Source organism: Alcanivorax limicola, assembly GCF_019931215.1.
Taxonomy (GTDB): domain Bacteria; phylum Pseudomonadota; class Gammaproteobacteria; order Pseudomonadales; family Alcanivoracaceae; genus Isoalcanivorax; species Isoalcanivorax limicola.
In genome coordinates this window covers 36,981-59,237 of record NZ_JAIOUB010000002.1, presented here as the reverse complement: position 1 = coordinate 59,237, position 22,257 = coordinate 36,981, and the positions used below count along the sequence as shown (strand labels likewise).

The window sequence follows — 22,257 nt, the reverse complement described above, 5'->3', positions numbered from 1 at the left end:
TTTTTCTCGTTATAGATTGCCGGCGCCGTAGCTCGTGAATTTCATATAGTTCACCTGTAGTCCTTCTATGCGAGCATCCCCAAGATTGACCACGTCTGTCCGGATGACGGGGATGCCCGCGCCGGGCGCTCGACTGGCGACGCCGAATATCACGGAAGGATCCTGCTTTCCTGAATGCGCGAACCGGCTACCGGCATCAATGCTGTAGCTGCCGCCATAGCCGCAGCGATAGGGATCACCATTTGTGGCTGAGCAGGTGTCTGTCCGCGTGTAGTAACGGCCGTTGTCGGTACGACTGGAAACATTGATGCCGCGGGGCGCAAACTCGCCGCAGCCTGTGCCGCCTGGGCAGCTGTACTGGCTGTTGCCCGGTCGCACATCGACCGCCGTGATCATGTAGGCCATGGCGTCAAAATCGTCACAGCCCTCACACTTCCGGAAGAAGATGCCGCTGTTGGTGTCGTTATAGACATTGCGGTTCGGGTGAGATTGATTGCTGCCAATACCATGAATATTCGGGCAGCCGATGCCTCGACAGGGATGCCAGTCACCCCAGCGGGAATAGCCATGGGTGGTGTTGTACTGGGCCAGCCAGTCATCGGCGTTGGCAAAACCATCGTACAATGACGCCAGGTTATAGGTGTTCATGACGTAGTTTTCATAGGCCCCTGCATTGGGGCTGCCCAGATTGTGAAGGTAAGCAAGACGGGCTGTGATATGTCCGGCTGCTGCTGCGCCAGCGGGACCTCCGGGCGTGGCAAGATTTTCCGGTACCGCATAGGAATAAAAATGCCGTTGCGCATTGTTCAATGCGTCATAGGGACTTTCTGAGGGGTCCCGAAGAAACGGGATCTCCAGAATGAAATTGCCAGGCGAACCCGGGACGGGGCCTAGCGTGAGCGCTTGATAGAACGACTGTCCGAGCGGAATAAAGGCTTCCACATTCCTGAAGTGCAGGCCTTCCGATTCGTCAAACCTCACCGGCTGCCCGATCTCGTCGTTGCCTGCGCCCTGTTGCGCAACCGAAAAACGAAAATCACCTTGCAGATGGCTATGGTACATCATGGCGAATGTTTCATTGCCCGGCTGGGTATGCTGGAACATACGGAATACAGAACCGGCGGCATTGCCCTGAATCAGAGTCTGGGATTTCAGGAAATCACCATGACCTGCTGCTAGCGTTTCATTCGGCCCGGTACGGCCTGCTTCAATTTCGCCCCAGAAGGCAAAGTTGTAATCCGGCTGAAGAGTGGGCGCCACGTATTCATAGAGTGTGATATCGGGATTGTTCGGATCGGCATTGACTTCATCTCCCGCGTAGGTGAACCCGTGTGGCGACCAGGCACGTAGTACATAGGGGTTGTCGTAGGCGGCGAAGTTGACAATCTGGCCGCCCAGCGGGCAGGCCAGTCCGCCTGCTGTGCAAGGCGCACCGAACGCGCCGTCGCCAGCCCAGTGGAAGCCGACGTCATCGTTCTGACCGCTGCCGCCGACGGGCACAGCGGTAATGCTCAGGCCGTACCAGCGCATATCGGCACGATCAAAGGTGGTGCCGCCGAGTGGCGCCGAACCCATTTGCTCGTAATAACTGGTGGGGCTGGTCAGCCAGCGAAAGTCTTCAAAACCCAGTGCAATACCGGTACCGGTAACGTTCGCCATATCGGTGTCATCGAGAGGTTGCATGGCGTGGCTTGCGCCAAGGCAGGACACCAGCATGAGCGATGCAATACGCAGACCCGGGAATGCGGTTGTGTGAACAGTCATAACCCGGCCCCCCGGCGAACAAAGGTAGTCCCCGCGCCATCCACTTCGGCCAGCCCCTCATCCATAAGACGCGTGATGCCATCGCCAACCAGCGCGTCGGCAGCGGATTGCACGGGGTAAGTCATCGCAAGGATCAGGATTGCGATGAACATACAGTTAACACTTGTATGCCCAGCTGTGGCATTCATTGCCTTCTTCTTGTTGTTCTGTGGTTGTTATTATCAATCTGCATGGGACGGAGAGCTTGCCCGACCTGTTATGCAGGTGTATTCATGGTGGATGACGAAAGGGACACACGTCTTGCCGAAATGGGTCACAAACTTATGCGGATGGGTCAGTTGCCACCAGCGGAACAGCAGGCGGGGTTTCGCACCGGCGTTCCCGGTGTTTACTTGTTGCTTCTGTGCGATGTGTGTCGTGATTTCGGGTTGCGGGATGCGGATCTGCTTGAAGGATTGGGTATCAGCCGCGTGGTGTTGTGCCAACCGGATAGCCAGGTCTCGATGCTCACCGCTTACACGGCGGCGCAGCGTGCCATCAGAAAGCTCAGTGACAAGGGGCTGGGGCTGGCCTATGCCCGGGCGTTTCGCGCTACGTTGATGGGGCCGGTGGGGCTGCTTGCCCTGTCCAGCCCGTCGGTACTGGCGGCGCTGGATGCCGTGATTCGCTTCACCGCGTTGCGTACTCCCTTCATGACAGCCACCTTCGAAGAAACGGAAGACCGTGTAGGCGTGCATGTCCATTGTGATTTACCGGTGAGTCGCGGGGTCATTCAGTTCTCCATGGAGGCCATGCTGGTGGGGCTGGCCAATGTGCTGGAGCAGATGTGCGGCAAACGTATACCGGGGCTGCGTATTTATATGGCCTGCCCCGAGCCTGCCTACTTTCGCCGATACATGGACGACCTGCCCGCACCGGTCATCTTCGATGCCGACTCCTGGTCGCTGGAAGGCGACCGGGATACCTTCCTGGGGGTGCCACTGCTGTCCAATCCGTCGATGGAGGTCTACGCGCGGGAACAGTGCGAGCAGGAGTTCATGCAGCTGTATGGCTCGCAAAGCGGCATCGCCGATCGTATTCGCGACCATCTGGTGCGCTGCGAGAGCGGAGAGCCCTTGCCCGGGCTGGAGCAGTTCGCGGATTGGCTGGGCGTTTCAGCGCGCACACTGAAGCGGCGCCTGCGTAGCGAGGGCGCCAGTTTTCGGGAACTGGTGGATGAGGAGCTCTATAGCCGGGCGCGGCGTCTGTTGTCCCGCAACGGGCTCTCCATTGCGGCGGTTGGCTATCAATTGGGCTACCACGAAGCGGCAAGCTTCTCCCGTGCCTTCTCTCGCTGGGCCGGCGTCAGTCCGCGGGACTATCGCAAAAAACTCGAGCATGCAGAGACGCTTCAGGGGCCTGCAGACACGCTTTGAGGCGGCCGCGCGGCGACTGACATACGGGCGGGCAAGCGCCATATGTGACGTGCAGCCCGCTCTGGCTGAGCGATTTCGTCCTTGAGCCGGGCGCCCTGACTGTCTAGTCTCTCTGGCTTCTGTTTCTGCGCACGGCGAGAGGTATACACATGAGCCAGATTTTTTCCATGGCCGGCAAGCGGGTCCTGGTGACCGGCGCATCCAGTGGTTTCGGGGCGCATTTCGCCCGTGTTCTGGCCGAGGCCGGCGCGGACCTGGTGTTGGCGGCGCGTCGGGTGGAAAAGCTCGAGCAGACCGCCGAGGCGGTGCGGGCACTGGGCCGCGACGCCACCGTGATCCCGATGGATGTGTCCGACTGCAAGAGCGTTGCTGAGGCGTTTGACGCCATGCCGGAGGTTCACGTGGTGATCAATAACGCCGGCATCAATCGGGTCAGCACCACCCACGAGATCAGTGAAGAAGACTGGGACGCGGTGCTGGACACCAATCTCAAGGGTGTCTGGGCGGTGGCTCAGCAGGCCATGCGCCGCTGGATGGCGGCCGGCACCGGCGGCAACATCATCAATATCGCATCAGTGCTGGGCCTGCGTGTGGGGCAACAGCTCGGGGCTTACACGGCATCCAAAGCGGCCGTGGTGCAACTGACCCGCTCCATCGCCCTGGACTATGCCCGCTATGGCATTCGCTGCAACGCCATCTGCCCCGGTTACTTTGAAACCGAGATCAATCGCGACTGGTTGCACACGGAACACGGCAAGAAGCAGATCAAGCGCATACCGTTCCACCGGGTCGGCGACATGCCGGAGATGAGTGGCCCGTTGTTGCTGCTGGCGTCTGATGCCTCCAGTTATATGAGTGGTGCTGTGGTGCCGGTCGACGGCGCCCATCTCTGCTCCACCCTGTAATCAGCAAGGCGACTATTGCTATGGATTTTTCTCTGCCCGAATCTATCGAAGCCTTGCGTCTGCAAGTGCGTGATTTTGTTGATCAGGAAGTGCTGCCGCTGGAACTGGACAGCAACAATTTCGATGCCCATGAAAACCTGCGCGAAGACGTCGTTGCGGCGATGCGCGAAAAAGCACGCTCGGCCGGGCTGTGGGCCTTCCAGATGCCGAAACAGCTCGGCGGCCTGGATGTGGGTGTGGTGGGCATGGCGGCCCTGTACGAAGAGGCGGCACGCTCGCCCTTCGGCCCGCTGGCGTTCAACTGCGCGCCGCCGGATGACGGCAACATGATTGTGCTCAACAAGATACTCAGCGCGGAGCAGAAAACGCGCTGGTTGCAACCGATCATTGACGGCAAGGTGCGCTCCGCCTTTGCCATGACCGAGCCGGACGGTGGCTGTGGTTCAGATCCGTCGCTGACCTACACGCGCGCGGAAAAGCAGGGCGATAACTGGGTCATCAATGGCCGCAAATGGTTTATCACCGGCGCGGAAGGCGCACAGCATTTTGTGCTCATCGCCAAGACCAGCGACGACCCGCGCAAGGGGCTTACGGCGTTTCTGTTTGACGCGGACCAGCCTGGCTGGGAGGTCGTGCGACGCATCGGCATCATGGGCCCGGAAGAACACGGCGGTCATTGCGAGTTGCGCTTTGATGGCCTGGTGATTCCTGACGAAAACCGTCTGCTTGAAGTGGGCGACGGCCTCAAGGTGACGCAGATTCGTCTGGGTACCGCGCGGCTGACGCATTGCATGCGTTGGCTCGGGCTGGCCAAACGCTGCATGGAAATTGCCGGTGGCTATGTGGAAAATCGCATGAGCTTCGGCACGACGCTGGCACAACACGAAGGCGTGCAGTGGATGCTGGGTGACGTTGCCAAGGACATTCATATCGGCCGGTTGCTGACCATGCAGGCCGCCTGGAAGCTGGACCAGGGGGACTTCGCCCGCAGCGAGATTTCCATGGCCAAGATCCACGTCGCCGACACGCTGCACAAGGCGGCTGATACCGCGATTCAGTTGTGTGGTGCTCGCGGTTACTCCAAGGACACCTTGCTGGAATGGATCTATCGGTACGCGCGCCAGGCACGGCTGGTGGATGGCGCAAGTGAAATCCACAAGATGGTGCTCTCCCGCGCTTATCTGAAAGAAAAGAATCGCTTTTTCCGGTGGGGTGTATGAGCCCGGAAGATATCGCACGTCTGGAACACTGGCTCGCGGACAAAACGGGCGAGCAGATTACGATAGGTGCAGTAAAAGCCCTCTCCGGTGGCGCCATCCAGGAAAACTGGGCGGCAGATATCCAGTGTGGCGATGAGTTGATCAAAGCGGTTATCCGCTGCGATGCCGCGTCGGCGGTGGGCGACAGCCTGACCCGGGCGCAGGAGTTCGCGTTGCTCAAGGCGGCCTACGCGGTGGGCGTGACGGTGCCAGGCCCGTTATGGCAAGGCGATGCCGCCGTGTTGGGGCGGGATTTCTTCATCATGCGTCGTGCTGCGGGGACGGCAGCGGGGCACCGGCTGGTGCGCGACAAGACGTTGGCCGCCGACCGCCCTGCACTGGTGCGGCAGGTGGGCCGGGAAATGGCGCGCATCCACAGCATTACGCCGCCGCGGGAGGATCTTGCTTTCCTGACACCGCCGGCGGTGCATCCGGCGTTGCTGTTTGTGCAGGAAAGCCGGGCCTTTCTCGACCAGTATCACAGCGCTTTTCCGGGGCTGGAATGGGGGCTGCGCTGGCTGGAAACCCATCTGCCAACGCAAGAACCCTTGTGCCTGGTGCACCGGGATTTTCGCACCGGTAATTACATGGTCGACGAGCAGGGCCTTACCGCCGTGCTGGACTGGGAGTTCACCACCTGGTCACAACCGCTGGAAGATCTCGGCTGGTTCTGCGCACGCTGCTGGCGTTTCGGGCAACTGGACGCCGCATTGGCCGCAGGCGGCATGGGCCCACGCGAGGCGCTGTTCGAGGGCTACCGGGAAATCAGCGGCCGTCAGGTGACCGAGCAGGATGTCTATTACTGGGAAGTGTTTGCCCATGTGCGTTGGGCAATGATCGCCATCAAGCAGGGCGAGCGGCATATTTCCGGGCAAGAGCCCTCACTGGAACTGGCACTGACGGCGCATATCGTCCCGGAGCTGGAACTGCATATTCTGGCCATGACGGGGCTCAAGCCGGACAGCTGATGCTGTCCCGTCCGCTTTTCAGGGAGTCTGACCATGCGTATCAAACCCGATGGCGCTGACCTGCTCGATACCGTCGCGACCGTACTGCGCGACGACATACTGCCGGCATTGCCGGCAGAAAAACATTATGCATTGCGCATGACACTGAACGCCCTCGGCATTGCCCGTCGCCAGTTACAGGCCGGGGATGCCGCAGAAGAAGTGGAGTACGAATCACTGCAGGTGCTGCTGGATCAGGAAGGCAGTCATGAGGAGGTGACACGCGGTTTCGCGGATTTGATTCGCGCGGGCGGCGTGGATGACGATGCGGCATTGCAGCGCATGCTGTGGTCCCTCACGGCACAACGGGTGAGTGAGAGTGCGCCGCGCTATTTCTTGCAAGAAGGACTGTCACAAGAAGAGCAGGCGGAATAAGCCCGACCAGCCTGAATCAGGACGGCACGGCAAGATACTGGACGATCATGTCAGTGAGGCCTTCCGCTACGTCGCTTTGCGGTAATAGCGGATGATCATCAGCGATCAATCGCACCATGGTGAACAGGGTGCTGTTGACGATGATGAAGATCCGCACCTGCAGATTCTCGATCGGATATTCCCGGTAGTGGCGCAGGAACCACACCCGCGCCAGCTCGAGAAAATGCTGTTGCAGCACATCCGCCACCTTGTCCGTGGGCATCCGGTGCCAGTTCTTGATCAACTCCACATAGAGACCATCGCCGGCGCTGAGCAGGGCAAAGCCATAGCGGATGGCGCCGCCGACCATATCGCGCAGATTGCCGGCGGTATCCACCGGTAACTGCCGCAGCCCCCGGGCGATCCCCGCAGCACGATCGGCCACCAGCGCGTCGATCAACGCTTCCTTGTCCTCGAAATACTGATACAGCGAGCCGACGCTGACGCCCGCCAACTCGGCAATGCGGGGTGTGGTGGTGCCATCCAGGCCATTGGCCACGATGCAGCGCGCGGTGGCCTCGATCAGTGTCGCGACCATCTGCTTCGAGCGAGCTTGCCGGGGGCGTTTACGCATAAAGCCTTTCCTTGTGCACATACCCTAATGCGAATTGAATGCGAATACATCTTCGCATTATGGTATCGGTCAGCACAATAGCTGGTGCCCGACACTGTTATCCGGAGAGCCTCATGACCGCACACGCCGCTGACACTCTGTCTGCTGATACCCCGACACACGCGGTGGACGTACCGCGTCGCGCGCGGCCGTTTGCCAAGACCCAGGCGCCCACCTCGGCCCTGATCCGCCTGATTGCGGGCCGTGAGCTTGCGCCCACCCGCAAGGAATACGACAACGCGGTGGCGGCGCTTCAGGACGGCGATCCGGCGATGGATGCACTGGTGGACTGGATGTACGACTACGGCCCACGCGAAGCCCGCGCCCTGTTTGAGCAGGCGCTTGCGCACGGGGTGGAGCAGGTGGCCGATTGCCCGGCGCCCTTGCAGGTGTTCTTCCGGGGCGTGGAGGCAGAACCGGCCTGGCTGGACCGCGCCTTGCTGGAGGATGGAGCCCGCTTTATTCAGGGCACCGGGCTGACCGCCGCCTTTGTGCTGCGTGATCTGGCGTTGATGGGAGGCTACCTCTTGTCGGGTTTCAATCAGTCGCTGGTGCTGACCGGCGCGCTCAACCGGGGCACCGCCCGTCGTGTCGCCGAAACCGGGAAATGGTGGGTGGATTGCACGGACGTGGGCGGTCTGGCGCCGGGTGCTGCGGGTGTGCGCACCACCCTGCATGTACGTCTGGTGCATGCACTGGTGCGGCGCAATCTGGCGAGCCGTGAAGAATGGGACAGCAGCGAGTGGGGCATGCCGCTGTGCCAGATCGACATGGCCGCGACCTACCTGGGATTCAGCGTGGTGATGCTGGGCGGGCTGCGCAAGCTGGGCATCCCGGTGACGCGGCGTGAATCACGCGGGGTCATGCACCTGTGGCGCTACACCTGCTGGCTGATGGGCGTGCAGGAGCAATGGCTGGTCGACAGCGAGCGCGAAGGCATGGTGCTGTTGCACCACACCTTCATGACCCAGAGCCGCCCGGACTGGACCAGCCGTGAGCTGGCTCAGGCGCTGGCACAGGAGCCACTGGAACGCAGCTATGCCGGCGGGCCGCGCTGGCAATCGCTGCGCCGAAAGCTGGACTACCATCGCCACCTGAGTGTCAGCCAGTATTTTCTTGGCACGGAGAAAATGGCCCAGCTCGGGTTTCAGCGCATCAGCAGCTGGTACCCGCTGCTGACCCTGCCGTTGCGCGCCGTGGGCTACAGCCTGCAAAGGTTCGTGCCGGGGCTGCGCGGCTGGCAGCAACGCCGTGGTCGGCGGGCGCAGTTGGCGGCGCTGGCTGCCATGTTTGGCGATCAGGCCCAGGGCGTGATCCAGCCAGGCGAGGATCACCCGGCGCATCTTTGATGGTCGGGCTCAGGCTCAGGTTCGGGCTCAGGCTCAGGTTTAGTTACCGGCGTCATTGCCGGGCATTGCGTGGGTCGCGCGATAGCTCAGCGCTTCCTGCAAATGCGTCTGCGTTACCGTGTCCGCCGCGTCCAGATCCGCGATGCTGCGCGCCACGCGCAGCATGCGATGGAGTGCGCGGGCTGACAGGCCGAGGCGCGTCATGACCTCCTCCAGCCAGTGGCGGTGTTGATGTATCAAGGGTTCGAGTTCGGTGGGTGCCAGGGCATGGTTGAGCTTGTCCTGGCGCGCTAGCTGTCGCTGCCGTGCCGCCACTACCTGTTGCCGCAACTGTGTGCTGCTCATGCCATCTGCGGGGCCGGTGAGCGCCGTGGCGGGCAGCGCCTGCACTTCCAGATGCAGATCAATACGGTCCAGCAGCGGGCCGGACAGTTTCTGCTGATAACGGCGCGCCTTGTCGCAAAAATAACCGCAGCTTTTTTCCGGATGCCCGAGCCAGCCGCAGGGGCAGGGATTCATCGCGGCCACCAGTTGAAAGCGGGCAGGGAATACCGCCTGATGTCGGGCGCGGGAAATATGCACTTCGCCGGTCTCCAGCGGCTCTCTCAATACCTCGAGCACGCGCCGGTCAAACTCCGGCATTTCATCCAGAAACAGCACGCCGTGATGGGCCAGGGAAATCTCGCCCGGTCGCGGCTGACCGCCGCCGCCTACCAATGCCACAGCGGAAGCCGTGTGATGCGGCGCGCGGTACGGCGGCGAATGAAAACGCGCGCTGCTGCGCGGCCGCGTCAACGAATGCACGGCCGCCACCGCCAGCGCTTCGTCGTCGTTGAGCGCCGGGAGCAAGCCGGGCAGGCGCTGGGCAAGCATGCTCTTGCCACTCCCGGGCGGGCCTTTCAATAGCAGTGAGTGGGCACCGGCGGCGGCAATCAGCAGCGCGCGTTTTGCCTGTGGTTGGCCGCGCACGTCGGCCAGGCACGGGCCGGCCTCGTCGTCCGGTGAGCGACACAGGGCGACCGCTTCGGCAATCAGTGCGACGCCTTCCAGATGCGCGCACACCTCCAGCAAGGATGCGGCGCCGCGTACGCAGGGGTGCGCGAGCGCCGCTTCGGCGGCGTTCCCGGAGGGCACGATCAACTCGCGTTGATCCTGTCGCGCCGCAAGCGCCACCGGCAATATGCCCTGGCATGGTCGCAACTCGCCGCCCAGCGCGAGTTCACCGAGGCACTCGAAGCGATCGCTGTCCGGGATACGCAATTGCTTGCTGGCGCTGAGAATGCCCAGTGCAATCGGCAGGTCAAAGCGGCCGCCGCTTTTTGGCAGATCCGCCGGGGCCAGGTTGACGGTGATGCGGCGTTGCGGAAAGTCATAGCCGCTGTTGATCAGCGCCGAGCGCACCCGGTCCCGGCTTTCCCGTACCGCCGCTTCCGGCAGGCCAACAATGGAAAACGCGGGCAGGCCCGGCGACAGATGGGTTTCCACCTGCACGCCGGGTGCATCAATGCCGATAATGGCGCGGGTATGCAGCAGTGCAACGGACATCGCCAGACTCAAGCTGAAGTATCAGCGATGAGTCTAGCGTGAGCCCGTTATGGGTCTGTCAGCCATTGCCGCCAATGCATGTCAGCCTGTGGCGCTGATATATGTCAGACGGCGGCCTGATTCTCTTGTGCACGAATCTTGAAGAACAGCGCATAGAGTGTCGGCACTGCTATCAGTGTTAGCACGGTGGCGAAGGCCAGGCCGCCCATGATGGTGACAGCCATGCTGGCGAAGAACGCATCCCACAGCAGCGGCACCATGCCGAGAATGGTGGTGACCGCCGCCAGAAATACCGGGCGCAGACGACTGACGCTGGCATCGGTCAGCGCCGCCACGGATTCCTTGCCGGTGGCGATCTGTGCATCGATTTCATCCACCAGCACGATGGCGTTCTTCATCAACATGCCGGACAGGCTGAGGAAGCCGAGCAGCGCCGTAAAGGTGAACGGCATGCCGGTCAGCAACAGGCCCAGCGTCACGCCACAGATGGACATGGGCACGATCAGCCAGATCACCGCAGGCTGACGCAATTTGCCAAACAGCAGAATGCTGATCAGCAACATGATCAGGAAGCTCAACGGCAGCTGTGCGCCCAGAGACGCCTGGGCTTCGCGGGAGTTTTCGTACTCGCCGCCCCATTCCATCTGGTAGCCCTGGGGGACTTCTATGGCTTCAATGGCCGCGCGCACGCGCCGGAATGCTTCGTCAGAGGTCAGATCCCCATCCGGTTCTGCCTGCACGGTGAGCGTACGCACCCGGTTACGGCGATGAATAAGCGCTTCTTCATTGGCGGTAGTGAAACCGTCCACGACTTGCGTCACCGGCACATAGGCCTGTTCGCTGGCGCTCCAGATCAGCCGGTCGGTCAGACGTGTGACATCCAGACGTTCGAAATCTGGCGGCCGGGACACGATGGGGATCTGTTCATCGCTTTCGCGATAGGTGCCGGCACGCACCCCGGTGGTAGCAAACTCCAGCGACTGGGCTACCTCGGCACGGCTGATGCCGGCGACGCGGGCGCGCTCCTCGCTGAACTCCGGCAGGATGACCAGCTCGCGCTGGCGCCAGTTGGTGCGCACATCGGTGACGCCCTCCGTGGCGGCCATGACGGCGCTGGCTTCATCACCGAGCCTGCGCAGCACATCGGTATCCGGGCCGGAAAAACGGGCCTCCAGTTTGGCGCCATCGCCGGGCCCGAACATCAGGCGCTGGGTATAGATTTCGGCATCAGGAAAACGCGGCGGCAGTGACTCGCGCAGGGCGGCCATCAGCGGCGGGATCTGATTGCGATGGCCGACACGCACAATCAACTGGCCATAAGCCGGGTTAGGTTGCTCCGGTGAATAGGTCAGCATGAAACGGCTGGCGCCGCTGCCCACGAAACTGGCGACGGATTTCACCTGTGGATGCTCGCGAATCAGCGCGTCTATTTCGGCGATGTCGCGGGCGGTGGCGCGAATGTCCGAACCCTGGGGCAGCGTATAGTTGACGTAGAACAACGGCGTATTGGATGCAGGAAAGAACGCCTGCTTGACGAAGCCAAAGCCGGCCAGGCAGAACAGTGTCAGCAATGTCAGGCCGGCCAGCGTTTTGCCACGAGCGCGCAGCGCTGTATGCAGGGCATTGCGATAGAGCAAGTAAGGACGGCCGGCATAGGGGTCTTTTTCGGCTGAGTCTTTCGCGACGCGGAAAAAATAATTGCCGAGCAACGGCGTTGCCGTGATGGCCAGCACCCAGCTCAGCAACAGCGATATGCCAATGACGGCAAACAGCGAGAACAGGAACTCGCCCGTCACGTCCTGCGACAGACCAATCCCGGCAAAGGCCATGATGCCGATAACGGTGGCGCCCAGCAGCGGTATTTGCGTGCGCCGGGCTGAATCACTGGCGGCATCCTTGGCACGCATGCCGCGCTGCATATTGATCAGCATGCCTTCCGCGACAACAATGGCGTTGTCCACCAGCATGCCCATGGCAATGATCAGTGCGCCGAGGGAAATGCGCTCCATCTCGATGTGCAGCAGCCGCATCACCAGCACGGTACCCAGCACCGTCAGCAGCAGGGTGGCGCCAACAACAATGCCGACACGCCAGCCCATGGTCAGGCACAGCACCCCGATAACAATAGCGACAGACAGCAACAGGCTGACGATAAAGCTGTTGATCGCTTCATCCACTACCACATGCTGTTCATAAATCGGATGCAGATTGACTCCGAGCGGAATACGCGCCTGCAGTGCTGCCAGGTGGGCATCCACGGCCTTGCCGACTTCGACAATATTGGCATCCGGCACACCGGCCACGGCCAGCGTAAAAGCGGGCACGCCGTTGAAGCGGATCAGCTGATCAGGGATTTCGGTGCTCTGGCGGAACACATCGGCAATATCCACCAGGCTGATCTGCTCGGTGGACCCGGGCCGGCCGATGCGCAGGCTTTCGATGGCGCGCACCGAATCAAAGCCGGGGCGATTGGTCAGCCGCACGCGGCGGTCGCCGATGCTGATGGCGCCAGCGCTTTCCACCGCGTTTTCCGTCTGGATGGTGTTGAGTACCTGCTCTACGGGCAGCCCCAGCGTGGCAAGCCGTTCGCTGGAAATTTCTACATAGATGGTTTCGGTGGGTTCGCCCGCCGTGGTGACTTTGGCGACGCCGGGTACGGTCAGCAACTCGCGCCGCAGAAAGCGCGCCAGATTACGAATTTCCTGTTCGGTGAATTCTTCTGCCGTGACGGCGTAAAAAATGCCGAACACATCGCCGAAATCATCATTCACCTTGGGCGTGCCCGCGCCTGCGGGCAGGTCCGAACGCGCGTCATTCACTTTGCGCCGCAACTCATCCCAGACCTGCGGCATGGTGGTGCTGTCGTACTGGTCCTTGATCTGTACGGTAATCTCGGACACACCGGGCTTGGATTTGGATGTCACACGCTTGAGCTGCGGCAACTGTTGCAGCGCGGACTCGAGCAACTCGGTGACTTCTTCTTCAACTTCTTCAGCGGTGGCGCCGGAGTAGGGCGTCACAATAACGGCTTGCTTGAGCGTAAAGGCCGGGTCTTCCAGGCGCCCGATGGACGACAGGGCCCACAGGCCGCCGAGCAGGCAGATGATCATGATCAGCCAGGTATTGACCGGGCGTTCGATGGCGCCGCGTGCGATATCCATGATGCAGCTCCGCTCAGTATTTCTCGAAGGGGCGAACGCGCATGCCGTCGCGCAGGAAGACGGTGCCTGCGGTAACGATGACATCGCCGGGCGCAAGGCCGCTCACGATGGCTGCCTGATCCAGTCCCAGTTGTCCGACATCGATATCGCGGGGGCTCACGGTGCCGCTTTCCTCGTCGTAGATCCATACACGGAAACTGCCGTCGGCTTGCATGTCCAGTGCGCCAACCGGGACCTGGACAACCGCATTCTCCAGCGCATCGCGCGTACGAATTTCTACCGTGACGGTCATGCCGGGCAGGACATTGAAATTTTCAGGACGGGGCATGCCGAAGCTGACCTGATACGTCTGGGTGACCGCATCGGGTTCGGTTTCATGCTCGCGATACGTCAGCGGGAAATGCATGTCCGGGTGCTGGGAAAAGTGCGCGGTGACATTGAACAGCGATGACTCGTCCGATATCCGCACCAGATGCTCGGGCACATTGATATGCACCCGCAGCTCCGTCACATTCTGGACGCGGACCACGGTGGTGTTGGGTTGTACGTTGGTGTATCGGTCCACCAGCCGGCGCGTGATCAGTGCATCAAACGGCGCGGTGATGCGCGCGTAAGAGAGGTTGCGCCGCGCGTTGTCCAGTGCCACCTCGGCAAGATCGTGCTGGGTCTGGGCCTGATCGAACGCTGACGGCGACACGGTGCCACGTTCCAGCAAGGTGCGGTTGCGCGCCAGGTCCCGACGCGCCTGTTCCAGCTGCACTTCTGCCTCACGCACCGCCAGACGAAAATCCGCCGGGTCCAGCGCAGCAATCAGACCGCCGGATGTGACCACGGCGCCCTGTTGCACCGGCAGCTCGGTGATGCGCCCGCCCACCTGAAAGGACAGATCCACTGTGCTGACGGCATCCACACGACCGACAAAGCGACGGCTGGTGATGCCCTCGTCTTCGCCGATCACTTGCACGCGCACCGGGCGCACACCGGCCTGGTCATCATCCGGCGGTCCGCCGCAGGCGCTGAGCGCCAGCATGGCAGTCATCAGCAGTGCCGGGGCCAACAACAGTGTCGGGGTGCGCAGCGTATTGCGGGTCATCGTCATGACAGCAGTTCCTCGGTGAGCTCAAGCAAGCGGCGATTGAGGCGTTCTTTATGATCCGGCGTCAGGGGGGACAATGCGAGCAGATCCTGAAACAGCAGGCCGTCTGCGGCGGCCAGCATCAGCAGAACCAGATCCAGGTCCTGTTGTGGTGCTTGCCGGGCCTGGTCCTCGGCGGCCAGCTGGGCATATCGCTGGCGTATGTGGGCGCGCATGGGATCAAGCAGTTGCGGTTTCTCGGCAGCGGCGGCGAGGACGGCCATCGCGACATCCGGGTTCAGATCCCGATGTTCGGCCTGGCGGGCGGTGAGAATCGACCGCAGCGTCCGGTGGACGGGGCCGTCCAGGGTCTTGATGGCCCGCTCCTGGGCAGCGGTATTCTGTGCCAGCAGCCGCTCCAGCATGCCGTTGATCAGGGCATCCTTGTTGGGAAAATGATAGAGCACCCCGCCCTTGCTGAGGCCGCTTTCCTGGGCTACGGCGTCCAGCGTGACATGCCCCGCGCCGCGCTTGGCGGCCACGCGTTGCGCGGCATCCAGAATCTGATCGCGTGTATTGGGGCTGCCGGGAGCCGGTTTGGGTCGTCGCATTGGCGAGCTGCCTCAGTGGTGTACCGTCTGGTTGGTATAGTAAGTGCCGGCATTATACTGCCCACAGCAAACCTGGCAAGGGGAATGTCTGCAGATCAGCGCGTCGGAATGCCAGAACGTCGGCGTCAGAAAGCGTGTGCCAGAAAGTGTGTGTGTCAGAACGTCCGGAAAAACGGGCGCCGTAGCAGGACGATGAAAATGGCCAGTGTAAGAAGGAGGCTGGCAGCGGCACTGACGAGCAGTTGGGGAGGTCCCGGTGCTACCAGGCAGGGATCGCAACGGAAGAACAACGAGGCGCTGAGCGAGATGCTCAAGCCCAGTGCGACGATCAGGCCCAGCGTCAACGGACCTGTCGCGCGCCGTCGATGCAGCCGGCAGGCAGCCAGGGGGAAATACAGCAGCAGTGCCGGAGCGACTGCCAGCAGCATGAACGCTGCCGGGCGCTGATCTATTGTGGGCCATTGCCGTGTGGCGAGCGGTGTGACCGGACGATAGAAGCAACCCAGATCACAGCCGCTGGCGCTAATGGCCTGCGGATCGGCCCCATAGGCCAGCAGCATCTGCACCAGCGCGTGCTGGCCCTGACGCGCGGCGGCCAGCACGGCGGTGTCACCGGCGCTGTTGCGCCCTTCGAGGGCCGCGCCGTCGAGCAATAGCCACTCCACCACCGCCGGATCGCTACCGCCCTCCGCCAGATAGGTGGCGAGCAGATCGGGCGCATGGCGATGACGTTCCGGCAGCGCGTCGGCAAGCAGGCGGATCAGTGGCAGGCGGCCGCCGTGCAGCGCCAGGGGCAGATCGGCGCTGTGCACGGCATGTCCGGCGGCCAGCAGGCTACGGACCTGGCCGAGGTCGCCGTCCGTGATGGCATCACTGAGGCGGGTTGCACTGCTCTGGTGCAGCGCCGGCGCCTCAAGGGTGCCGTTATCCGCTGCCAGCAACGGCGTGCTGGCCAGCAGCAGCCCGAGCAGCAGCGCAGTTATTGGCCGTGTCATTGCCCCTGCCTGGAACAGCGGGCGTATCAGATAACGCATGGGCAGCGCCGCATCAGGGGGCGGACGGCGATTCCAGCTCGGCCACCTGGCGCTCCAGAGCTTCCAGCTTCTCGCGGGTACGGCCCAGCACCTGTTGCTGGATGTCGAATTCCTCGCGGCTGACGAGGTCCATGCGGCCGATCGCTTCACGCAGCACGGCCTGCACATTGCGCTCTACCTCGTTCTGGAGATCCCCCAGCCCGGCCGGCAGCCGGCGGCTGATTTCCGCAACGAGACGATCAATAAGGGGCAGGTCATTCATGATCAAAGCCTGATATTGTGGGGGCGCCATGGTAACACGGACCGCTACGGACAGCAGGGCTCCCCGATGCGTGCACCATTTTGGGGAGTGCACCAAACCCGTGCGCTATAATGGCTCCCCCTGTTTCGGCGTACCGCGCCGGATACGGGCTAACCCTCTGATTTTGCATACGATTTCAAAACAGGCATGGATCGTGCAATCACGCAGAGCAACGCAGGAATCGATGTGGCGTCAATGCATCGCTTCTTGTCAGGTCGACCCGGGGTTCCAGACCGGATCACCGGGATTGACCAGAACGGGCAAGAGCCTCGTGCTCGCTGCTGAACAGGATGAGGCAACGCCTCAATCGGGGAACGGAAGGCGCCGCAGACGCGGTGCAAGCCACAGGAGACTGACATGAAACTCGTCACAGCCATTATCAAGCCCTTCAAGCTTGACGACGTGCGTGAGGCGCTGTCCGAGATAGGGGTCCAGGGCATTACTGTCACCGAAGTGAAAGGCTTCGGGCGTCAGAAAGGCCATACCGAACTCTATCGCGGCGCCGAGTACGTGGTGGATTTTCTGCCAAAAGTGAAGATCGAGGTCGCCATTGCCGATGGCGCGTTGGATCAGGTCATTGAAGCAATTTCGAAAGCAGCCAACACCGGCAAGATCGGTGACGGCAAGATTTTCGTAACGGAATTGCTGCAAGCGATCCGGATTCGTACTGGGGAGACTGGCGAAGACGCCGTCTGAACATCGTCAACCAACGATCCATGCCTAAACTAGTTGACTGACGCTTCCTATCGGAGGGTTGCATCGTGGAAAACCAAATTTATGAGCTGCAGTTTGCGCTCGATACCTTTTATTTCTTGATATGTGGCGCTTTGGTCATGTGGATGGCTGCTGGCTTCTCCATGCTCGAAGCGGGTCTGGTGCGTGCCAAAAACACCACTGAGATTCTGACCAAAAACGTCGCACTTTATGCCATTGCCTGCACCATGTATCTGATCTGCGGCTACGCAATCATGTATGACGGCACCTGGTTCCTCAGCGGCATCGGTGATTTCGATCAAGCCGCCATGCTGGCTGACTCTGCTGAAGCAGGCTTCGACGGCGACGCTGTCTATGCCCCGGCTTCTGATTTCTTCTTCCAGGTCGTGTTTGTGGCGACTGCGATGTCCATCGTCTCCGGTGCTGTTGCCGAGCGTATGAAACTCTGGGCTTTCCTGGCCTTCACCGTTGTCATGACCGGCTTCATCTACCCGATGCAGGGTGCCTGGACCTGGGGCGAAGTGCCGGTATTCGGCATGTATGACCTCGGCGAAATCGGCTTCTCGGACTTCGCGGGCTCCGGCATCGTGCACATGGCGGGTGCTGCTGCAGCACTGGCGGGTGTGTTGCTGCTCGGCGCACGGAAAGGCAAGTACGGCGCTAACGGCCAGACCAACGCCATTCCGGGTGCTAATCTGCCGCTGGCAACACTGGGTACTTTCATCCTGTGGATGGGCTGGTTCGGCTTCAACGGCGGCTCCGTACTCAAGATGAGTGACGGCATGAACGCCAACGACGTCGCCATGGTGTTCCTGAACACCAACGCGGCCGCTGCGGGTGGTGGTATTGCCGCACTGATCCTGGCGCGCCTGCTGTTCGGCAAGGCCGACCTGACCATGCTGCTTAACGGCGCACTGGCTGGCCTGGTGACCATTACTGCCGGCCCGGATACGCCGACTGCACTGCAGGCGCTGATCTTCGGTGGCCTTGGTGGTCTGCTGGTGGTGATCTCCATCCTGGCGCTGGACAAGATCAAGATCGACGATCCGGTGGGTGCGATTTCCGTACACGGCACCTGCGGTATTCTCGGCCTGATGCTGGTGCCGCTGACCGGTGATGCGACCTTCTTCGGCCAGCTCGTCGGCATGCTTACCATCTTCGTCTGGGTATTCGTTGCCAGCCTGATCGTCTGGAGCATCCTCAAGGCCGTCATCGGTATCCGGGTGCCGGAAGAAGATGAGTACGCTGGTATGGATCTGGCTGACTGCGGTATGGAAGCTTACCCGGAGTTCGTCAAGGGCAACTAAGCTCTGACAGGGGTAAGTCTTAAATAGACAACACCGCAAAAAAGAAAAGGGCGCCTCCGGGCGCCCTTTTTCTTTTTTACGGAAGGAGCCAGACAAATACTTTGGTGGGCGCTATGGTAGGGCACTGAATACAGTCAGCAGGAGCCTGGTCATGTCCGAGCGCCCCGCACGCCTTGTGCTGGTGATCAATTGCGGTAGCTCATCCATCAAATTTGCACTGGTGGATGAGTCACGCCCCGACTTTCTGCTGCACGGGCTGGCGGAACGGTTGGGTGGCGAGGATGCCCGGTTGCGTTGGCGGCAGGGCGACGACAAACAGAGCCAGGCGCTTGGCAATGCGGATCACCGCCAAGCCATGGCCACCTTGCTGCCGCTGGTCGAGAAGCAGGCAGGGGAGCAACTGATTGCCGTCGGCCATCGTGTGGTACATGGCGGTGAGGATTTCACCGCCGCCTGCCGGATCGATGACGCGGCGCGCCAGGCCATTGAGCAGGCCACAGCGCTGGCGCCGCTGCATAACCCCGCCAACCTGATGGGGATTGACGCCGCCATGGCGCTGTTCCCGCAGTTGCCGCAGATCGCCGTGTTCGATACCGCCTTCCACCAGAGCATGCCCGCCCACGCCTACCGTTACGCGCTGCCGGAAGCGCTGTATACACAACAGCGCGTGCGGCGTTACGGCTTCCATGGCACCAGCCATCGTTACGTCACAGCGGAGGCGGCGCGCATGATGGGTGTGCCTCTGAGCGATAGCGGCTGGTTGTCCGCCCACCTGGGTAACGGCTGTTCCACCTGCGCCATACAGAACGGCGAGAGCCGTGACACCAGCATGGGTTTCACACCGCTGGAAGGGCTGGTCATGGGCACACGCAGCGGCGATGTGGACCCGAACCTGCACAGTTTCCTCGCGCGCACACTGGATTGGTCGCTGGAAAAAATTGATACCGTGCTGAATCGCGAGAGCGGATTGCTGGGGCTGTCCGGCCTGAGCAATGACATGCGCGAGCTCGAACAGGCGCGGGAGCAGGGTCACGCTGGCGCAACGCTGGCCATCGAGGTGTTCTGCTACCGCCTGGCAAAATCCCTGGCCAGCATGCGCTGTGCACTGACGCGCCTGGACGGCCTCATTTTTACCGGCGGCATCGGCGAAAATTCCGCGTTGATCCGCGCCAGAACACTGGCGCATCTGAGCATGCTGGGCCTGGTGATGGATGATGACGCCAACCGCCGTTGCGTTGGCGGCGTCGCCGGTACCATCTCGCAAGCCGCGCAGACAGCGGCACCGCAGATATGGGTCGTGCCCACGAATGAAGAGCGTCAGATCGCACTGGAATCGCTGGCCTGTCTGGATACCGATGACCGCGCAGCACACTAAGGAGATGTCATGCAGGTTTTCTTTCTTGCCCCCACCGGCTTTGGCGTGGGTCTTACCTCTGCCAGCCTCGGCCTGATTCGCGCGCTCGAACACGGCGGCCTCAAGGTCGGCTTCTGCAAACTGATTGCGCAAAACCAGCAAGGCGACACCGGGCCGGAGCGTTCCTCTGAACTGGTAGCGCGCACCCTGGGCATTACCCCGCCGGAGCCCCTGGCGTTGGCACAGGCAGAACGCATGCTCAGTGAAGGCCGCATGGCCGACCTGCTGCAGGAAGGTGTGCAACGCTTTCATCAGGCCGCCAAAGGCAACGATGTGGTGGTTGTGGAAGGCATGGTGCCGACCCGCAAGGTGAGCTATGCCGAGCGCCTGAATGCCGAGCTGGCCAGCAGCGTTGATGGTGAAGTGATTCTGGTGGCCGCCTCGGACAACGACAGCGCCGAAGCACTGGCAGACCGCATCGAGATCAACGCACGCCAGTTTGGCGGCCCGGGCAGTGAGCGCGTGCTGGGTGTGATTCTGAACAAGGTGCGCGATGACAGCCTGCCCGATGCCTTGCGAAAGCGCTTGCCACAGATGGCGGATAACAACTTCCGCCTGCTGGGCAGCATTCCCTGGGAAGAATTATTGAGTGCGCCACGCACTCGCGATGTGGCCGAGCTGCTGGGCGCAGACGTGCTGCACGCCGGCGACTACGAGACACGCCGCGCGGAACGCATTGTGTTGTGCGCGCGGGCGGTGGCCAACACCGTGGATCTGTTGCAACCGCGTGCGCTGATCGTCACCCCCGGGGACCGCGACGACATCATTCTCGCCGCCAGCCTGGCGGCGGCCCGCGGTGTGCCCCTCGCCGGGCTGCTGCTGTGCACCGGCTTCAAACCTGACCCGCGCATCATGTCACTGTGTCAGGGCGCGCTGGATGTGGGCCTGCCCGTCATGACCGTGGAAACCGGTTCCTACGATACCGCCACCAACCTCAATCGCATGAGCCGGGAAATCCCGGTGGATGATCGCGAACGGGCTGAGCAGGTCACCGATTTTGTGGCCTCGAGACTGGATGGCGAATGGTTGCTGGCGCGTTGTGGTACACCGAAGGAGCACACCCTGTCGCCCTCGGCGTTTCGCTACCAGATGGTAGAGCAGGCGCGCAAAGCGAATAAACGCATCGTGCTGCCCGAAGGCGCCGAGCCGCGCACGATTCAGGCGGCCGTGTTGTGCCAGAACCGGGGCATTGCCCGCTGCGTGCTGTTGGCACCGCCTGCGGAAGTCGAAAGAGTTGCCCGCGCGCAGGGCATTTCCATACCCGACGAACTGGAAATCATTGACCCCGACGACATCCGCGAGCAATACGTCGCCCCCATGGTGGCGCTGCGCAAAAGCCGCGGCCTGAACGAACCCATGGCCCTGGCGCAACTGGAAGATACGGTGGTGCTGGGCACCATGATGCTGGCGCAGGGCGACGTCGATGGCCTGGTGTCCGGCGCCATCAATACCACCGCCAATACCATTCGCCCCGCACTGCAACTGATCAAGACAGCGCCAGGTTATCACCTTGTGTCGTCGATATTCTTCATGCTGTTGCCACAACAGGTGCTGGTGTACGGCGACTGCGCCGTCAATCCCGACCCGACAGCCGAAGAGCTTGCCGAGATCGCCATCCAGAGTGCGCGTTCGGCCGAAGCTTTCGGTATTCCGGTACGGGTTGCCATGCTGAGTTATTCCACCGGCGATTCCGGTGGCGGCAGCGACGTGGAGAAGGTGCGCGAGGCCACACGGCTGGCAAAGGAAAAGAATCCAGCGCTACTGATCGACGGCCCACTGCAGTATGACGCCGCTGCCATCCAGAGCGTGGCACGCGCCAAGGCACCGGACAGTCCCGTCGCCGGCCGCGCAACAATCTTTATCTTCCCGGATCTCAATACGGGCAACACGACCTACAAGGCCGTACAGCGCAGCGCCAACTGCGTCAGTGTCGGGCCGATGCTGCAAGGGCTGAAAAAACCGGTAAACGATTTGTCCCGTGGCGCGCTGGTGGAGGATATTGTTTATACGATTGCGATTACTGCGATTCAGGCTGCTGCGCAGGATCTATGAGGCATTGAAGGGCGCTGCACATGTTGATCGTTAATTAATGTTGGAACCAGCGTCTTTGTTTCTGGTGTGGCAATGATGGCATTTTGCCATCATTCATATCTGTTGAAAGTTAATATTCAGGCTTGATTCGACGACAACATTCCGTGAAGATGCTTTTCTGCGGCTGGCGTGGTTTGCTGGCTGAACGCTGTGTTATCAGGGGATAGGGGCTGAAGCACAGCATCAGAATCAGGGAAGAAAACGGGGGAGGAAATATGGTCCGGAAGCGAGGGCGAATCGCGCCCCGGCTCTGTATTGCGCTGGCCATATTCTCGGTG

General features: G+C 61.5%; 19 protein-coding genes. 10 read left to right on the top strand and 9 right to left on the bottom strand.

Annotation, left to right across the window (positions count from 1 at the left end; genetic code table 11):
- Positions 1-9: 9 nt before the first annotated feature.
- Together K8B33_RS06250 and K8B33_RS16090 are read right to left on the bottom strand one after the other, a co-directional pair.
- Entirely contained in the window at positions 10-1,764 is a 1,755-nt protein-coding gene (locus K8B33_RS06250; protein ID WP_223424619.1) for a hypothetical protein, read from the bottom strand.
- Complete coding sequence (locus tag K8B33_RS16090; RefSeq protein ID WP_263284576.1) at positions 1,761-1,889, bottom strand: hypothetical protein; 129 nt, start codon at positions 1,887-1,889, stop codon at positions 1,761-1,763. Before K8B33_RS16090 ends, K8B33_RS06250 begins: the two co-directional genes overlap by 4 nt.
- A 213-nt stretch (positions 1,890-2,102) precedes the next feature.
- On the opposite strand from K8B33_RS16090, the gene K8B33_RS06245 reads away from it, so the two are divergent.
- The 5 genes from K8B33_RS06245 (at position 2,103) to K8B33_RS06225 (ending at position 6,725) form a co-directional block, all read left to right on the top strand.
- A complete protein-coding gene (locus tag K8B33_RS06245; protein WP_223424616.1) occupies positions 2,103-3,179 on the top strand; it encodes an AraC family transcriptional regulator in 1,077 nt (358 codons plus the stop codon).
- 149 nt (positions 3,180-3,328) lie between these two features.
- Positions 3,329-4,084, top strand: a complete 756-nt coding sequence (locus tag K8B33_RS06240; protein ID WP_223424614.1) for an SDR family NAD(P)-dependent oxidoreductase — start codon at positions 3,329-3,331, stop codon at positions 4,082-4,084.
- A 20-nt stretch (positions 4,085-4,104) separates the two neighbouring features.
- On the top strand, positions 4,105-5,304 hold the full coding sequence (locus K8B33_RS06235) for an acyl-CoA dehydrogenase family protein (RefSeq protein WP_223424611.1): 1,200 nt from the start codon (positions 4,105-4,107) through the stop codon (positions 5,302-5,304).
- Positions 5,301-6,311: a phosphotransferase family protein gene (locus K8B33_RS06230; protein WP_223424608.1), complete on the top strand. Its 1,011-nt coding sequence runs from the start codon at positions 5,301-5,303 to the stop codon at positions 6,309-6,311. The genes K8B33_RS06235 and K8B33_RS06230 overlap by 4 nt, the downstream gene beginning before the upstream one ends.
- A 33-nt stretch (positions 6,312-6,344) precedes the next feature.
- Positions 6,345-6,725: a DUF6285 domain-containing protein gene (locus tag K8B33_RS06225; protein ID WP_223424596.1), complete on the top strand. Its 381-nt coding sequence runs from the start codon at positions 6,345-6,347 to the stop codon at positions 6,723-6,725.
- A 16-nt stretch (positions 6,726-6,741) separates the two neighbouring features.
- On the opposite strand, the gene K8B33_RS06220 is transcribed toward K8B33_RS06225, so the two are convergent.
- The gene (locus K8B33_RS06220) at positions 6,742-7,338 is read right to left on the bottom strand and encodes a TetR/AcrR family transcriptional regulator (RefSeq protein WP_223424594.1); all 597 of its coding nucleotides are present in this window, start codon (positions 7,336-7,338) and stop codon (positions 6,742-6,744) included.
- A 113-nt stretch (positions 7,339-7,451) separates the two neighbouring features.
- On the opposite strand from K8B33_RS06220, the gene K8B33_RS06215 reads away from it, so the two are divergent.
- Positions 7,452-8,726, top strand: coding sequence for an oxygenase MpaB family protein (locus K8B33_RS06215; protein ID WP_223424592.1), 1,275 nt, complete (start codon positions 7,452-7,454; stop codon positions 8,724-8,726).
- Between the two features lie 39 nt (positions 8,727-8,765).
- Here the strand turns inward: K8B33_RS06215 and K8B33_RS06210 are convergent, their stop codons facing one another.
- The 6 genes from K8B33_RS06210 to K8B33_RS06185 form a co-directional block, all read right to left on the bottom strand.
- Entirely contained in the window at positions 8,766-10,271 is a 1,506-nt protein-coding gene (locus tag K8B33_RS06210; RefSeq protein WP_223424590.1) for a YifB family Mg chelatase-like AAA ATPase, read from the bottom strand.
- Between the two features lie 104 nt (positions 10,272-10,375).
- Positions 10,376-13,432, bottom strand: coding sequence for an efflux RND transporter permease subunit (locus K8B33_RS06205; RefSeq protein WP_223424588.1), 3,057 nt, complete (start codon positions 13,430-13,432; stop codon positions 10,376-10,378).
- Between the two features lie 13 nt (positions 13,433-13,445).
- Positions 13,446-14,531, bottom strand: coding sequence for an efflux RND transporter periplasmic adaptor subunit (locus K8B33_RS06200; RefSeq protein WP_223424586.1), 1,086 nt, complete (start codon positions 14,529-14,531; stop codon positions 13,446-13,448).
- Positions 14,528-15,118 carry a TetR/AcrR family transcriptional regulator gene (locus K8B33_RS06195; protein WP_223424584.1) on the bottom strand — a complete coding sequence of 197 codons (591 nt, stop codon included), beginning with the start codon at positions 15,116-15,118 and terminating at the stop codon, positions 14,528-14,530. Before K8B33_RS06195 ends, K8B33_RS06200 begins: the two co-directional genes overlap by 4 nt.
- 155 nt (positions 15,119-15,273) lie before the next feature.
- Positions 15,274-16,152: an ankyrin repeat domain-containing protein gene (locus tag K8B33_RS06190; protein WP_223424582.1), complete on the bottom strand. Its 879-nt coding sequence runs from the start codon at positions 16,150-16,152 to the stop codon at positions 15,274-15,276.
- 13 nt (positions 16,153-16,165) lie between these two features.
- Positions 16,166-16,414: an accessory factor UbiK family protein gene (locus tag K8B33_RS06185; RefSeq protein WP_223424580.1), complete on the bottom strand. Its 249-nt coding sequence runs from the start codon at positions 16,412-16,414 to the stop codon at positions 16,166-16,168.
- Between the two features lie 396 nt (positions 16,415-16,810).
- On the opposite strand from K8B33_RS06185, the gene glnK reads away from it, so the two are divergent.
- The 4 genes from glnK to pta all read left to right on the top strand — a co-directional run bounded on the left by glnK (position 16,811) and on the right by pta (position 21,940).
- Positions 16,811-17,149 (top strand): P-II family nitrogen regulator, encoded by a 339-nt coding sequence (gene glnK / locus K8B33_RS06180; protein ID WP_008732971.1) that lies wholly within the window; start codon positions 16,811-16,813, stop codon positions 17,147-17,149.
- Positions 17,150-17,214: 65 nt separating this feature from the next.
- The gene (locus K8B33_RS06175; RefSeq protein ID WP_223424578.1) at positions 17,215-18,474 is read left to right on the top strand and encodes an ammonium transporter; all 1,260 of its coding nucleotides are present in this window, start codon (positions 17,215-17,217) and stop codon (positions 18,472-18,474) included.
- A gap of 151 nt (positions 18,475-18,625) precedes the next feature.
- On the top strand, positions 18,626-19,849 hold the full coding sequence (locus K8B33_RS06170; RefSeq protein ID WP_223424576.1) for an acetate kinase: 1,224 nt from the start codon (positions 18,626-18,628) through the stop codon (positions 19,847-19,849).
- A 9-nt stretch (positions 19,850-19,858) separates the two neighbouring features.
- Positions 19,859-21,940, top strand: a complete 2,082-nt coding sequence (gene pta, locus K8B33_RS06165) for a phosphate acetyltransferase (protein ID WP_223424574.1) — start codon at positions 19,859-19,861, stop codon at positions 21,938-21,940.
- The last annotated feature ends 317 nt before the right edge of the window (positions 21,941-22,257 follow it).

Excerpts from the sequence above, each read along its gene's own strand:
- K8B33_RS06200 (WP_223424586.1), bottom strand. The coding sequence starts at position 14,531 with ATGACGATGACCCGCAATACGCTGCGCACCCCGACACTGTTGTTGGCC.
- K8B33_RS16090 (WP_263284576.1), bottom strand. The coding sequence starts at position 1,889 with ATGACTTACCCCGTGCAATCCGCTGCCGACGCGCTGGTTGGCGATGGC.
- K8B33_RS06240 (WP_223424614.1), top strand. The coding sequence starts at position 3,329 with ATGAGCCAGATTTTTTCCATGGCCGGCAAGCGGGTCCTGGTGACCGGC.
- K8B33_RS06225 (WP_223424596.1), top strand. The coding sequence starts at position 6,345 with ATGCGTATCAAACCCGATGGCGCTGACCTGCTCGATACCGTCGCGACC.
- K8B33_RS06170 (WP_223424576.1), top strand. The coding sequence starts at position 18,626 with ATGTCCGAGCGCCCCGCACGCCTTGTGCTGGTGATCAATTGCGGTAGC.
- glnK (WP_008732971.1), top strand. The coding sequence starts at position 16,811 with ATGAAACTCGTCACAGCCATTATCAAGCCCTTCAAGCTTGACGACGTG.
- K8B33_RS06220 (WP_223424594.1), bottom strand. The coding sequence starts at position 7,338 with ATGCGTAAACGCCCCCGGCAAGCTCGCTCGAAGCAGATGGTCGCGACA.
- K8B33_RS06230 (WP_223424608.1), top strand. The coding sequence starts at position 5,301 with ATGAGCCCGGAAGATATCGCACGTCTGGAACACTGGCTCGCGGACAAA.
- K8B33_RS06215 (WP_223424592.1), top strand. The coding sequence starts at position 7,452 with ATGACCGCACACGCCGCTGACACTCTGTCTGCTGATACCCCGACACAC.
- K8B33_RS06250 (WP_223424619.1), bottom strand. The coding sequence starts at position 1,764 with ATGACTGTTCACACAACCGCATTCCCGGGTCTGCGTATTGCATCGCTC.
- pta (WP_223424574.1), top strand. The coding sequence starts at position 19,859 with ATGCAGGTTTTCTTTCTTGCCCCCACCGGCTTTGGCGTGGGTCTTACC.
- K8B33_RS06190 (WP_223424582.1), bottom strand. The coding sequence starts at position 16,152 with ATGCGTTATCTGATACGCCCGCTGTTCCAGGCAGGGGCAATGACACGG.
- K8B33_RS06210 (WP_223424590.1), bottom strand. The coding sequence starts at position 10,271 with ATGTCCGTTGCACTGCTGCATACCCGCGCCATTATCGGCATTGATGCA.
- K8B33_RS06235 (WP_223424611.1), top strand. The coding sequence starts at position 4,105 with ATGGATTTTTCTCTGCCCGAATCTATCGAAGCCTTGCGTCTGCAAGTG.
- K8B33_RS06195 (WP_223424584.1), bottom strand. The coding sequence starts at position 15,118 with ATGCGACGACCCAAACCGGCTCCCGGCAGCCCCAATACACGCGATCAG.
- K8B33_RS06185 (WP_223424580.1), bottom strand. The coding sequence starts at position 16,414 with ATGAATGACCTGCCCCTTATTGATCGTCTCGTTGCGGAAATCAGCCGC.
- K8B33_RS06205 (WP_223424588.1), bottom strand. The coding sequence starts at position 13,432 with ATGGATATCGCACGCGGCGCCATCGAACGCCCGGTCAATACCTGGCTG.